The sequence below is a fragment of the Vibrio sp. R11-SG3-ISO9 genome (genome assembly GCF_059834255.1).
Genome location: NZ_JCBDGU010000025.1, coordinates 106564 through 120137, shown reverse-complemented (window position 1 = coordinate 120137; position 13574 = coordinate 106564). Strand labels below are relative to the sequence as shown.

Annotated in this window: 10 protein-coding genes; 6 read left to right on the top strand and 4 right to left on the bottom strand. The window is 44.8% G+C overall.

What is annotated here, in order from left to right; all coding sequences use genetic code 11:
- Window positions 1-4 precede the first annotated feature (4 nt).
- Both AC6R05_RS07845 and AC6R05_RS07840 read right to left on the bottom strand, forming a co-directional pair.
- The gene (locus AC6R05_RS07845; RefSeq protein ID WP_150872452.1) at window positions 5-703 is read right to left on the bottom strand and encodes an ABC transporter permease; all 699 of its coding nucleotides are present in this window, start codon (window positions 701-703) and stop codon (window positions 5-7) included.
- A 167-nt stretch (window positions 704-870) separates the two neighbouring features.
- Window positions 871-1677, bottom strand: coding sequence for an ABC transporter substrate-binding protein (locus AC6R05_RS07840; RefSeq protein ID WP_032549026.1), 807 nt, complete (start codon window positions 1675-1677; stop codon window positions 871-873).
- 291 nt (window positions 1678-1968) lie between these two features.
- Here AC6R05_RS07840 and AC6R05_RS07835 point away from each other — a divergent pair, with 291 nt between their 5' ends.
- The 5 genes from AC6R05_RS07835 (at window position 1969) to AC6R05_RS07815 (ending at window position 8258) form a co-directional block, all read left to right on the top strand.
- Window positions 1969-3435 carry a sigma-54-dependent transcriptional regulator gene (locus AC6R05_RS07835; protein ID WP_500647060.1) on the top strand — a complete coding sequence of 489 codons (1467 nt, stop codon included), beginning with the start codon at window positions 1969-1971 and terminating at the stop codon, window positions 3433-3435.
- A complete protein-coding gene (locus AC6R05_RS07830) occupies window positions 3425-5455 on the top strand; it encodes a sensor histidine kinase (RefSeq protein WP_500647059.1) in 2031 nt (676 codons plus the stop codon). The genes AC6R05_RS07835 and AC6R05_RS07830 overlap by 11 nt, the downstream gene beginning before the upstream one ends.
- 109 nt (window positions 5456-5564) lie before the next feature.
- Window positions 5565-5945 carry a VOC family protein gene (locus AC6R05_RS07825; protein ID WP_500647058.1) on the top strand — a complete coding sequence of 127 codons (381 nt, stop codon included), beginning with the start codon at window positions 5565-5567 and terminating at the stop codon, window positions 5943-5945.
- A gap of 38 nt (window positions 5946-5983) precedes the next feature.
- On the top strand, window positions 5984-6457 hold the full coding sequence (locus AC6R05_RS07820) for an HAD family hydrolase (RefSeq protein ID WP_500647057.1): 474 nt from the start codon (window positions 5984-5986) through the stop codon (window positions 6455-6457).
- A 181-nt stretch (window positions 6458-6638) separates the two neighbouring features.
- The gene (locus tag AC6R05_RS07815; RefSeq protein ID WP_500647056.1) at window positions 6639-8258 is read left to right on the top strand and encodes a methyl-accepting chemotaxis protein; all 1620 of its coding nucleotides are present in this window, start codon (window positions 6639-6641) and stop codon (window positions 8256-8258) included.
- Between the two features lie 77 nt (window positions 8259-8335).
- Here the strand turns inward: AC6R05_RS07815 and AC6R05_RS07810 are convergent, their stop codons facing one another.
- Window positions 8336-9229 carry a mechanosensitive ion channel family protein gene (locus AC6R05_RS07810; RefSeq protein ID WP_500647055.1) on the bottom strand — a complete coding sequence of 298 codons (894 nt, stop codon included), beginning with the start codon at window positions 9227-9229 and terminating at the stop codon, window positions 8336-8338.
- A 1-nt stretch (window position 9230) separates the two neighbouring features.
- Window positions 9231-11627: an ATP-binding protein gene (locus AC6R05_RS07805; protein ID WP_500647054.1), complete on the bottom strand. Its 2397-nt coding sequence runs from the start codon at window positions 11625-11627 to the stop codon at window positions 9231-9233.
- 289 nt (window positions 11628-11916) lie between these two features.
- Here AC6R05_RS07805 and AC6R05_RS07800 point away from each other — a divergent pair, with 289 nt between their 5' ends.
- Complete coding sequence (locus AC6R05_RS07800; RefSeq protein ID WP_032549035.1) at window positions 11917-13509, top strand: ABC-F family ATPase; 1593 nt, start codon at window positions 11917-11919, stop codon at window positions 13507-13509.
- The last annotated feature ends 65 nt before the right edge of the window (window positions 13510-13574 follow it).

Genomic DNA, 13574 nt, shown 5'->3' with positions numbered 1-13574 from the left:
ATTCCTATGTTCTTAAGTAGCCTTTTCCTCTCACACTCGAAAGGAAAAAGTTTAAAACCAGTGCCAATGCTAGCAACACCATACCCAAAGCAACACCTTGCGCGAATGCACCCTTATGGCTTTCCATCGCGATGGCCGTTGGAATATTTCTTGTCATGCCCATGATATTGCCACCCACCATCATCGAACAGCCAACCTCTGTAACAATGCGTGAAAAGGCGGCAATGGTCGCAGCGAGAAGTGGGAAGCGTGTTTCCCAAATCAATGTTGAGGCGATACGGAAAGTCGAAACACCCAAAGTACGAGCAGTTTCAACGGCACGTCGGTCACTCGCTTGAAGCGCACCATGCATCATAGAGACAAGTATAGGGAAGCAGATCAGCATCTGACCGAGAATCATAGCCTTTTGGGTGAAAAGCATTTGCCAATCACCCAAAGGGCCAGAGCGAGATAGCATCATGTACATTAATAGACCAATCACGACTGTAGGGATCGCTTGTAGAGTATTAATGATAGAGAGCAAGCCCCACTTGCCGGGAAACTCTGTGTAGGCGAGTAAAAAAGCCATGACAATTGCAGGTACGATAACCAGTGAAATTGCCGACAGAGAAACGCTGAATGACACTGCGACAATTTGCCACAGTTCGTGGTCAAAGCTCACAAGTAAGTTCAGTGCATCCAGCGTTGTTTGCCATAGGGTCATGATGTATCTCTTTTGTGCGGAGGCTCCGCATTTAGTTCCAGTATAGCTTTGTCAGTTACGGACATTGTCCATTACGAATATTGTCTTTCGCGAATATGATCTGTTACGAACTTCGCCAGTTGCGATATAAGTAGCTCATATCGCAACCTGAGACAATTCGCAGTGTTTTATTCAGCACTCGCGACAAATAGCTGCTTACCATGAAGCTTAAACTCGTTGATCAGCTTTTGTCCTTTCGGATTTACCAACCAATCACTGAATGTTTTTGCTGCTTGATAATTGATGCTTGGGTAGCGCTCTGGGTTAACAAGAATCACTTGGTACGGGTTGAATAGGTTCTTGTCACCTTGGAATAGGATCTTAAGGTCTAGTTTGTTTTGGTACGCCAACCAAGTACCACGGTCAGTCATAGTGTAGCCTTGCATCTCAGACGCCATGTTTAGCGTTGGACCCATGCCTTGACCTACGCTGCGGTAACCACCGAAGTTTGGTTCCATCTTAGTTTGAGCCCAGATACCCATCTCTTTTTTGTGCGTACCTGAGTCGTCACCACGAGAAACGAAAGTCACATTGTTAGTTGCAATAGACTTAAATACGTCAGCAACGTCGTTTTGAGAAACGATTTTTGCTGGGTCTTTTTGAGGGCCAACAATAACGAAATCGTTGTACATCAGTTTGCGAGGAAGAACGCCGTAGCCTTTCTCAACAAAGTTCGCTTCCGCTTTCGGTGCGTGTGTCATAACCAGATCAACGTCACCGTTCTCGCCCATGCGCAGAGATTTACCTGTACCTGCAGCAATTACGTCAACCTTGATACCTGAATCTTTCTCAAATTCTGGCAGTAGGAAATCAAGTAGACCTGAATGGTAGGTACTGGTAGTTGTAGCGAGTTTGATGTGTTGAGTATCTTCAGCGCTGCTAGCTGAGTAACTGACGAGAGAAAGTGCTGCAATAGTTAAAGGAATTGCTTTCATTATTATTATGTCCATGAGTTATGAATAGACCACCATAAGCATAGTTAATCGACTTATGGCTCCTGGGCTAAATGGTATAAATTGATTATCCACACCCTATAAGCAAACTTGATGCCAACAAGGATGGGCAACTAGGTTCATTAAATGTCTGTTATTTCGGGCAAAATAGCACCATTTATGAAATTAAATTTAAAGAAAATATGAGCTAGGACAAAATGTCGCATATTGAACCTGTTGTACTTGAGACGAGTTGGTACACTCTGTCCCAAATTTCCTCACCGGTGTGTTTTTATGTCTCTTACCAGCCCAAATGTCACAAACAAGACTCTGAACTCCTTAACTCAATACCAAGCTTTCTCTGTTTTGGTGGTTGATGATGAGATAGGAATGCAGGCGATTTTGAAAAAGGCGCTGGGTAAATTGTTTGGTAAGGTGATGTGCGCAGGTTCAGTGGAAGAGGCGGAGACAATCCGTAGCGCTGAACACTTTGATTTGATCGTTTTAGATATCAATCTGCCTGGTCGCTCAGGGATTGAGTGGGAAGAAGCCTTCAACGATAGCGAGAAGCGCTCAGACGTTATCTTTATGACTGGCTACGCGGACCTAGAGATGACAATTTCCGCTCTTAAGCTTGGCGCTTCCGACTTCATATTAAAGCCGTTCAACCTCGAACAGATGATTCAAGCAGTCCTTCGCTGCATGGACAAGCGACTTGCACAACGCATGCAATATGCTTTGAAGCGTGACGTTAGTCGCCATATCAAAACCGAAATCATCGGTAATTCAGACAAAACTCGAGTTCTGAAACAGCTGATTACTCAATTCGCACCATCACGAGCTTCAGTTCTGGTCGAAGGCGAATCGGGGACCGGTAAAGAGTTAGTGGCTCGCGGTGTTCACGAAGCGAGTAAAAGAACAGGGCCTTTTGTACCGATTAACTGTGGAGCAATTGCCCCAGAACTATTGGAAAGTGAACTATTTGGTCACACATCTGGCGCGTTTACCGGCGCGAAAAAGAATCGTGAAGGTCTTTTTCGCGTAGCCAGTGGCGGCACACTGTTTCTTGATGAAATAGGTGAGATGCCACTGCCAATGCAAGCCGCACTGCTTCGTGTTTTGGAACAACGAACAATCCGTCCTGTGGGCAGTGAAAAAGAGATCACGGTTGATGTGCGCGTAGTCGCTGCTACTAACCGAAACCTGCAAGAAGAGGTAGAGAAGGGCAACTTCAGACGTGACCTTTTCTATCGTTTAAATGTATTGAAGATCGATGTTTCACCTCTTCGTGAACGTGTGTCAGACCTGATGGACCTTGTCCCTTACTTTACACGCATGCTAGCCCATGAACTGGGCATGCCGGAACCAACTTGGGCACATGAAGATATTCTTGCTATGAACGAATATCAGTGGCCGGGTAATATTCGTGAACTTAAGAACTTGATGGAGCGTTGTATACTGCTTGGTAAACCACCTGCACACTATTGGCGTGAGTTAAATGGTGAGAGCAATGTACCTACTCGAGTATCTGTGACGGTGTCACATGGTTCAGAGCTTCCAGGGATGGATCCGAATGACGCGGCAGAAGGCTATCCAAATAGCTGGACACTCAAAGAAGTAGAGAAGGCACATATTGAACAAGTCGTCTCTTATCACGATGGGAACAAGTCGGCAGCAGCCCGTGACTTAGGCGTTGCGCGTAAAACCCTAGAGCGTAAATATAAAGATTGGAATGCAGAGGGATCAGAATATGCCGACTAGTCGTCACTGGTGGGCGAAATGGAGTTTTCGATTCAAGACGATGGTTCGCTATCGTCTTCTGTTTTTAACCTCTGCGCCAATCATTCTTACTCTCTGTGCTCTTATCGCTATCACGCTTTACTGGTCAGTGCATTACACCTGGCAAGGTGCATTGATTGATGTTGATGAGCGCTTAGACGTTGCTGACAACAGTATCCACCTTATTCAAAACCAACAGGCCTACAACGTAAGAGCGTTTTCAGAATCTTACCGTTTTAGAAACAAACTACAGAGTGATATCGCTGAAGAACAACTTGTCCAATGGGTATCGGACAATAAAGCTCGTTACGAGCTCGACTTCTTACGCTGGCACAGCGCTCAATCTGTCCAAGATACCAGTGAACTTCTTGAACTCACTCGTAAGCAATCCTTTTTTAGCGTACTAACACGCAGTCAGCTTGACGAATTAGATCGAACCTTAGCCAAAAGAGCAGAAGTACCGCTGCTTACTGGCACAGAGATTGAAACTCGTGGCTTAGTCAGTCGCACTGTTATCGCTATCTATGACGGGGACAACCGTGTTGTTGGCTTCCTAGATGGCGGTATTCTTCTCAATAACAGTACTCAGCTTGTTGATCAGATCAGTAACCTTATCTATCCAAGGCGTGAAGGATTCTCTCGCCGGGTTGGTACTGTGACCGTCTTTTTGGATGATCTGCGTGTCAGCACCAATGTACCGCTCAATAGTGATGCAAGTGAAGGACGAGCGATAGGTACCCGAGTTTCTCATGAAGTGCACTCCAAAGTGTTAAACCGAGGAGAAGAGTGGCTTGATCGCGCGTATGTTTACGATGCGTGGTACATCACCGCCTATCAACCAATTCGCGATCAACATGAACAGGTGATTGGTATGCTTTATACCGGTTATCTGATTTGGCCGCTGATTGAAACTTACCTGACTAACCTTGGTGAGATAAGCATAACCATCGTCGCACTGTTATTGCTGTCCGGCTTTATTGTTCATCGTGGTGCGCGAGATCTATTTAACCCGATTGAGCGCATTCACAAAGTGGTGAAATTAGTTCAGATGGGACAAGACAAACGAATCGGTACCTTGGGACTGGATGATCAGCACGAGTTGACTCAGCTTGCGAAACAGTTCGACAAGATGTTGGATCTTCTTCACGAGCGCAATCAAGAGATCCAACAAGCCGCGCTAGAGCTAGAGTGCAAGGTTCATTCTCGTACCGCTAGCCTCAAAGAGAAAACGGAGCAGCTTGAACACCACATTACCTTGCTCAACCAAGCTCGAGATAAATTAGTGGTCAATGAGAAGCTTGCTGCGCTTGGTGAGCTTACGGCTGGTATCGCTCACGAGATTAATAACCCAACGGCTGTAATTCTCGGGAACGTCGAGCTCATGAAGTTTGAGCTGGGCGACGATACTGCTCGCGTCAATGAAGAGATCCAAGCGATCATGGAGCAGATCGACCGAATTCGAAACATCACGCGCAGCCTTCTGCAATACAGCCGTCATGGCGGAGTACAAGATGAGGTTACTTGGCAGCACATCAACCCAATCGTTGATGAGAGTATTACTCTGGTAAAAACCGGCGCTAAAAAGAAAGGTATCGTATATCACTCTTCTCTTGATGCCAAAACCTCTGTTGAAGTAAACCGAAACCAACTGCTACAAATCTTGGTTAATCTTCAAATGAACGCGATTCACGCGATGGATGGAGAAGGGAACCTGACCATCTCTAGTGAAGACTGGATTGAAGAAGGTGTAGTGCAGGGCGCTGTGATTCATGTTGAAGACGAAGGCTGTGGTATTAAAGAAGATCAGTTGAAGCGTATCTTCTCACCGTTTTATACCACCAAGCGCGATGGTACTGGCTTAGGTTTATCAGTCTCGCAGAGTATTCTGTCTCAAACCGGCGGTGAAATTCGTGTTAAATCTGAATTAGGCAAAGGCAGTCGTTTCAGCGTCTATTTACCTAAGAAAGCAGCACCACAATTACTGGTTTCTAACGTTAACTAAAAACAAGCCAACATTCATTGTATCGTTACTGATGAAACTGATATTAGCTACGATGTATGGTTTGCAGTGAACTATGCTCAATTTGTGTTTGGCAAATGAGGATAGGCTTATGTTAGGCAATCCAGTGGGATGGTTCGAGATCTATGTGAATGACATGGATCGAGCAAAACAGTTTTATCAACAAGTGTTTCAAGTAACCCTGTCGAAGCTTGATAGCCCTGGAGGTATTCCTCTTGATATGTGGGTATTCTCTGATGATATGGGCAGCTATGGGGCGACTGGCGCTTTAGTGAAGATGGACGATATGGCCGCTGGTGGAAACAGCACCATCGTCTATTTCTCCTGTGAAGACTGTGCCATAGAAGAAAAACGCGCCTTAATGAACGGCGGAACACTTCACATGAGCAAAATGGCGATTGGAGAATTTGGTTTTATTAGCTTAGTCATGGATACTGAGGGTAATGTGATCGGGTTGCACTCGATGAACTAAAAGTAATAAATAGATATAACGTCATGCATGGAGGCAGAATGACAAAAACGTACCTCTTTGATTGGGGAGACACCTTGATGGTTAATTTCCCCGATCAATCTGGAAAAATGTGCGATTGGCCAATCGTTGAACCGATTGATGGTGCATTGGAAACCCTCGAATACCTTTCTAAACATCACCGTGTCTACATTGCGACTAATGCAGCAGACTCTTCCGAACAAGAAATCCAACAAGCATTTAGCAGAATAGGGTTAGATAAGTTCATTTCTGGTTACTTCTGTAAAGCTAACCTTGGCGTTGATAAAGCCAGCCCAGATTTTTTCCCCACAATTATTTCTCGTCTCAACGTGCCTGCTTCTAGCATCACTATGGTTGGCGATACACTTGAGAAAGATATCACTCCTGCTCTTAAATCTGGAATCAATGCCATTTGGTTTACACAGAAACCAGAACAAAGCACTGACAGTGTTCAATGTGAAAGCATTACACAACTTTCGGAATTAAAAGGCTAACTCAATAAGGCTTATCAATTATTGATATTTTTATAGAATTCAACCGGCTATAGGTGACAAGTGTCACCTTTTGCATGTGTAACTATATGAATATTCACTCTTCATGACTTACATCATCGCGGCTAGAGACAGTTTTGTTAAGTTGCTCCCAACTAATAACAAAAAATAAAGTCAGTCAGCTATGAAATTAAGCAATCTTTCTATCAAATCCAAACTCGCCTCAATTGTCATATTTTCAGTGGTCTCGCTGATTATGGCATGTACGTACAATTTGCTTCAGCAGCGTGCCACATCAATGGCTGAACGTGAGAGTAAACTCAGTGCGCAAGTCGAGTCCGCCGTATCGCTAGCTAAGCATTATTATGGTCAACGTGCCGTGTTGGGTGAGCAACAAGCACAACAACAAGCATTAGCTGCGATTCAAAACCTACGTTACGACGGTAACAACTACTTTTGGATTCTTAACCAGCAATCACAAGTCGTGATGCACCCGTTAAAGCCTGAACTGAATGGTGAGAATACTCATAACTTCAAAGACGGCGGGGGTAAGTTCCACTGGCGTGAAATGGTCTCTATCTCACGTTCTCCGCAAACTAAAGGCTTTCTTGATTACCAATGGAAGAGTCCTCAAGGGGAACTCAAAGATAAGATCTCTTATGTTGAACTATTTCCTGAGTGGAACTGGATCGTAGGTTCAGGGATCTTAGTTGCAGATATTCAAGAAGCATTCTGGGCGTTAGCGATAAAAGAGGCGTTTGTAGCGCTTGTTCTATCAGGGATGCTGTTTGCGATGGGCTACGCCATTTCCAATAACATTCTGATTCCTTTGGCCAAGTTGATTAACAACACTCATGCGATCGCTGATGGTGATTTGCGTGTGCGCATGAACATGACACGCAAAGATGAGTTGGGTGAGATGTCTACGCAGATCGATAAGATGCTAGAGAAACTGCAAAGCACGCTTAAAACTGCCAATGAATCAGCAGGGCAATCTAGCTCAATGGCGAGTCATATTGCTCAAGCCAGTGAAGAGGCTGCGACTAGTGTTAACTCTCAACATGCGCAACTTGAGCTGCTATCAACAGCAATGACCGAGATGAGTGCCACCATTTCTGATGTGGCCGTTAATGCTGAAAACACAGCAGTGAGTACAAATAAAGTGGTTGATCATGCGTATCGTAATGACGAAAACATGAAGGTAACAGCGACAAGTATCTCTCACGTGTCTGATAATATTTCGAATGCGAACAGCTTGGTGCAAGACCTACAAGCGGGCGTAACTGAAATCAGTCAAGTAGTGGGGGTTATTCGTGATGTTTCTGAGCAAACTAACTTGTTGGCTCTGAACGCAGCGATTGAAGCTGCGCGAGCGGGTGAGCAAGGTCGTGGCTTTGCTGTGGTTGCCGACGAAGTACGTAACCTTGCAAGCCGCACACAGAACTCGACCAATGAAGTACAACACACCATTGAGAAGCTTACTCAACAGGCAGAGCAAACCTTCGTCGCGATGAAGCAAAGCAATGAAGAGGTTGATCATAGTGTGAAAGCGTCTGACGATACTCGAGCTCAATTGGATGAAATCGTCGCAGAGCTGCAAAATGCTAACGATATGGTGGCACAAATTGCTGCAGCCTCAGAACAGCAAAGTTCAGTGGCGACAGAGATGAACCAGAACGTATCTAGCATTCATTTAGCAGCAAACGAAGTGCTTCAGGCATCTCAATCACTCGCTGAAGATAGCCAACAGATGGCGAACACTGCAGAGCACCTAACTGAGCAACTGAAATACTTCAAAGTGTAATTGTTAAAACCGCTCTAAAGAAAAGCCCTCGTTTCATTTGAAGCGAGGGCTTTTTGTTTTTTAAACCGACGAGTTTGCTAGCTTGAAGCCAAAGCTATCTTCGGCGGCTTGATTCCATGCTTTTTAAACTCTTTCATCACTCTTAAGGTAATGTCGGTTTCAAACAACTTCTCATAAGCCGTATCAACAACATAAGCCTTACAGGTCAATTGAATGGCTAAGTAGTTGTCAGTGATGGTTTGTTTAACTAGCACTGTGACTGGCTTTGGTAGGTGAATGTAACGACTTGACGATGCAGCCTCTTGAATTAAATCGCGGGCTAGGGTGATGTCTTCATCCATCCCGACATAGAAAGGAATCACGACCTGCATATCGAGAGCGCCATAATTCCCGCTGGTCGTTACTTCATTTAGAAACTTATTGTTAGGTATGGTAATGATATCGTCGTTGAGTGTTCTCATACGCACAGAACGTAAGCCGATGGTAATGATGTCGCCGTAATTCCCCTCAAACGTAACACGGTCGCCAACTTGAAACGGCCTGTCTATCATCACGGTTAAACCCGCTATAAACGACGCCGCAAGGTCTTTCAATGCGAAACCTACGGATACAGCGAGCGTACCGCCAATCAGCGCCAAGATATGATCGTTAATTCGAAAGCTCATCATAAAGACGACCAGACCAGCTGTCATATAGATGAAGAACTGTAGGAAAGACTGAACCTTTTGTAGCACCATTCGGTACTGAACAAACTGCCCACCAATGCTCTCGACCATCGAGTTCATAAACTTGATCAGTAACCATGTTGCCGCGACAACTAGAATTGAGAAGAAGACGCCACTCCAACGAATCAGGCTAGCAAACTGTTGGATGCTCTCAACGTTAACCACTTCTTCTGCGGCAATTGCCAGTTGAGATGGCAGCAACAGTGTCAGTAAGGCGATGCCTAGTATTTTAGATATTCTAATCATATTACTTCACCAATAAATGCTGTCTGTCTAACACATTGGTAATGTGTCTGAACCAATGATCTGAGATTTTGGCTTTGTCTTCTGTCCATTCGATATAGCCTCGGCTTTGGAAGTAGCGCAGCGTCCCAGTCACTTCGGAGATAGTAAGCTGTGTACATTCAGAGAGTTCTTCTGGTGTCGCAATCTCCAATTGAACAATAGAGCGTAATACCGCCAACATGGGTTTGGGCATCTTCTCAAGCTCTTCTGATTCGGGAGCATGGAACAGCCTCACCAACACTTGTTCGGTCTCTTTATTTCGATTTAACGAGAAACGGAAGAACCTTAATGCAACGGTCGGGTTTCCATCAGAGTAGTGCCATAGGATTCGATAGAAACCTTGCTTTGCCCGTTCCTCTTCACTGATATCTTGTTGGTCCCACTGTTTCGGTACCACTAATCCGTCAAAGCTCACTGTGTATTCGTCTGATTGGTTGATACGCGTATCGAGCAGTGACGCTATTTGTATTTCATTCCATTTAGGCAGAAAGGCGACCCAGTCAAATAGAAGTCTTTCTCCTCGCGCTCGATCAACAAATCGCCAACTCGCTTTCTCAATTGAGATGATTGCACGGTGATTTTTCTTGGAACGTCGAATGAGATTAGTCAAACGGATAAGTGCTGATAAACCCCCAACCATAGGCTTCACTAATCTCTGTCCATTATCGACGGCAATTAAGTAAGTGGTTTGACTGCCTCGAAGCTGACTCAGGATCTGTATTTCCGTGGTCTCTTCATCAAGCCCAATACTCACAGCAAAGCGAGCCAGTAGCTCTTGATAGCCAGAGTGAGGACAATTGAGGTAAACAGGCTCTGCATTTTTCACTTTATGCAAAATCTGTTTTAAAAAGGTTGTAGTGCCCACGCCACGCTCTCCAGAGACGACACATAAAGCAGGAGAGTCAGTCAGTAGATATTTAGAGAGTTGTTTAATTTCGGCATCAGCATAGTCGATTAATTCACTGTCATGATTCCCTGGCAACACATAATCAAAGGCAGCAGCGCCTTTAACACGAACTAATGCGTGGCGATCTGCAGTATTGTTTTTTTGCTTAGCGACCTCAATTCGAAACAAATAGGCGAGCGCTTGGCTGAAAAAGGTAAAGTGCGAAAGCTTTGAGATTAATCGATGCTTAGCAATATGTACTATGACCCATGCTGCGGCCATCGCGGTTGCAATGATACTGATGACCCAGATCCGCTTTTTGCTGATTGCCCAATTGACCCACCAAGGACGATCAGCAATGTTCTCCACCATTTCAAACACAGTGTCGCGCCACAACCTCAATACTGAAATGGTAATAAGAACAAACCAGAAGAAGAGCACGCTGTATATCCAGTTGTAGATGGTGCCTTTACCAAGTGTCATGGTTGAAATTTGCAAGATCACACCAGCAATAATCCCGCCCCATACATAACGACGAATGGTCGACAGTCGCAGTTCAACAATCTCTTGACTAGAAGAGCGGCTATTTCGGTAAGCGAACTCCAAAATGAAGCTAATCGCGATAGAACCGCCGAGAATCCACCAGGTAAATATTTCGAGAAAGACGACATGCTGAAGGCTTGGAATGGTCGACAATACTTGCAAGGATAGGGTTATCGCTATCAACCAAGCGATGGCTTTGTGCGCACGACTAAAATACCAAATGATGCGCACCCATAACGGCGGAGTATTAGTTTTTTCTAGAACTGAGTTTTTATACAGTTCTATTATTCTTGCGCTATTGGCAAGCCACCACATGAGTACGCTATAAATGAAAAATATTTTGATACCAGCCCATACCACAGGCACGGGTGAAACAAAGATATCTTCTATTAACGCGCGAAAACTGCGTAGCTGAAAGTAAAACAGGTATTCGGCATTAAGCAGCGTTAACTGCCACTCTTGCTTCAACTGCCTAACCCCTTGCGGTCCAAATCCAATGAGCTTGTCACGAGTGGCGCTATCAGCAAGCTCAAGTAACTTTTGCTTGCTGCTATTGATGCTGCTTAGGGTTAGATAGTCAGACTGAACCTTGAACCATATGTCATCGCTCGCTTTCGATTTAACATCGGGTTCTTCATCGGATTTAAGGTTATCGATAAACTGGGAAAGATGCAGTGCGAACTGATCGCTCTGTTTTTGTTGTTCGATAAGTACGACTCTTAATAACTGAGACGCTTTGCGTTGATCCTGAACCGACATAAATAGCGGCTCGGGTAGGGTTTGAACCTCATTATTGATGCTCACAGCGGTTTCACTAACGCTGGGGGTGACTTCCTGTTCGTATTGCCATTGTGCAGCACTACTAAATGAAACCATTGCTACCCACAGTAACCAAATATGCCGAGCGCATATCAGTGATAATTGGCGCATAAACTTCACTTTAACTTCCTGATTAGATTGAATTAGTGTAGTTCGTTTACCGCCATTGATCCTCTTTAATTGTCGTTAACTATGTCTTTTCGGTGAAATAAACGTCACCAAAGCTGGGGTTTTCGAAAATCCCTTCTACTTTTTAATAAGCCATTAGCCTAAGCGAAAGGTTAGATATGATTTTCTCTATTTCACGTGGCTAATATGCGTAATAAGACAAACAACGCTTGCAGTTAACCGCCTGAACGAGTAACGTTGCGGCGTTTTTCACATTAAAAAGGTAAAGGCATTGATTTCCACAGCAAATATCACCCAACAATTCGGCGCGAAGCCACTTTTCGAAAATATTTCAGTGAAGTTCGGCGAAGGTAACCGTTACGGTCTAATCGGCGCGAATGGCTGTGGTAAGTCGACGTTCATGAAAATCCTTTCAGGTGAACTAGAGCCAAGCGCAGGTAACGTAAGCTACGATCCAAACGAGCGCGTTGCTAAGCTAAACCAAGACCAATTCGCGTACGAAGAGTTCTCTGTAATCGACACAGTTATCATGGGCCATAAAGAGCTATGGGCTGTGAAGCAAGAGCGTGACCGTATTTACTCGCTACCTGAAATGAGCGAAGAAGACGGCATGAAAGTGGCTGACCTAGAAGTTCAGTTCGCAGAGATGGATGGTTACATGGCAGAAGCGAAAGCGGGTGAGCTTCTTCTGGCGGTAGGCATCGAAGAATCTCTTCACTTTGGCCTAATGAGCGAAGTTGCTCCAGGTTGGAAACTACGTGTTCTTCTGGCACAAGTTCTGTTCGCAGACCCGCATATCATGCTTCTAGACGAACCAACGAACAACTTGGACATGGACACCATCCGCTGGTTGGAAGAGACGCTAAACCAACGTAACTGCACAATGATCATCATTTCGCACGACCGTCACTTCCTAAACTCTGTATGTACTCACATGGCTGACCTTGATTACGGTGAGCTACGCGTTTATCCAGGTAACTACGATGAATACATGACAGCAGCGACACAAGCTCGTGAGCGTCTACTGTCTGACAACGCGAAGAAGAAAGCGCAAATTGCTGAACTTCAAACGTTCGTATCTCGTTTCTCTGCTAACGCGTCTAAAGCTAAACAAGCAACATCTCGTGCGAAGCAGATCGATAAGATTCAGCTAGAAGAAGTAAAAGCATCTAGTCGTCAAAACCCGTTCATCCGTTTCGAACAGTCTAAAGAGCTGTTCCGTAACGCACTTGTGGTTGAAAACCTATCTCAAGGTTTTGAAGAAGACCTATACAACAAGTTCGATGCGATCTTCGAAGTGGGCGAGCGTGTTGCAATCATCGGTGAGAACGGCGTTGGTAAAACAACTCTACTAAACACACTTGCTGGGGTACTAGAAGCGCGTACAGGTGAATACAAGTGGTCTGAGAATGCAAACATCGGTTACTACGCTCAAGACCATGCTCATGACTTTGAAGAAGACATGAACCTATTCGACTGGATGAGCCAATGGCGTCAAGAAGGCGAAGATGAGCAAGTAGTTCGTAGCTTCCTGGGTCGTATGCTATTTGGCCAAGACGACATTAAGAAGTCAGTTAAGGTTATCTCTGGTGGTGAACAAGGTCGTATGCTTCTTGGTAAGATCATGATGCATAAACCAAACATCCTGCTAATGGATGAACCAACAAACCACATGGATATGGAATCTATCGAAGCACTTAACCTTGCTCTTGAAAACTACAAAGGCACGCTGTTCTTCGTTTCTCACGACCGTGTATTCGTAGACTCACTAGCGACACGTATCCTAGAAATCAAAGATGGTCAGATCCATGACTTCCGTGGTACTTACGCTGAGTTCCTAAAAGCGCGTGGCATCGACGGTTAATTGAACCTCTAACGCTAACCAAGCGACACAGACTTATTAAAAAGCGCCTTTATCACTGCGATAAA

Excerpts from the sequence above, each read along its gene's own strand:
- AC6R05_RS07825 (WP_500647058.1), top strand. The coding sequence starts at position 5,565 with ATGTTAGGCAATCCAGTGGGATGGTTCGAGATCTATGTGAATGACATG.
- AC6R05_RS07830 (WP_500647059.1), top strand. The coding sequence starts at position 3,425 with ATGCCGACTAGTCGTCACTGGTGGGCGAAATGGAGTTTTCGATTCAAG.
- AC6R05_RS07805 (WP_500647054.1), bottom strand. The coding sequence starts at position 11,627 with ATGCGCCAATTATCACTGATATGCGCTCGGCATATTTGGTTACTGTGG.
- AC6R05_RS07815 (WP_500647056.1), top strand. The coding sequence starts at position 6,639 with ATGAAATTAAGCAATCTTTCTATCAAATCCAAACTCGCCTCAATTGTC.
- AC6R05_RS07820 (WP_500647057.1), top strand. The coding sequence starts at position 5,984 with ATGACAAAAACGTACCTCTTTGATTGGGGAGACACCTTGATGGTTAAT.
- AC6R05_RS07810 (WP_500647055.1), bottom strand. The coding sequence starts at position 9,229 with ATGATTAGAATATCTAAAATACTAGGCATCGCCTTACTGACACTGTTG.
- AC6R05_RS07845 (WP_150872452.1), bottom strand. The coding sequence starts at position 703 with ATGACCCTATGGCAAACAACGCTGGATGCACTGAACTTACTTGTGAGC.
- AC6R05_RS07840 (WP_032549026.1), bottom strand. The coding sequence starts at position 1,677 with ATGAAAGCAATTCCTTTAACTATTGCAGCACTTTCTCTCGTCAGTTAC.
- AC6R05_RS07835 (WP_500647060.1), top strand. The coding sequence starts at position 1,969 with ATGTCTCTTACCAGCCCAAATGTCACAAACAAGACTCTGAACTCCTTA.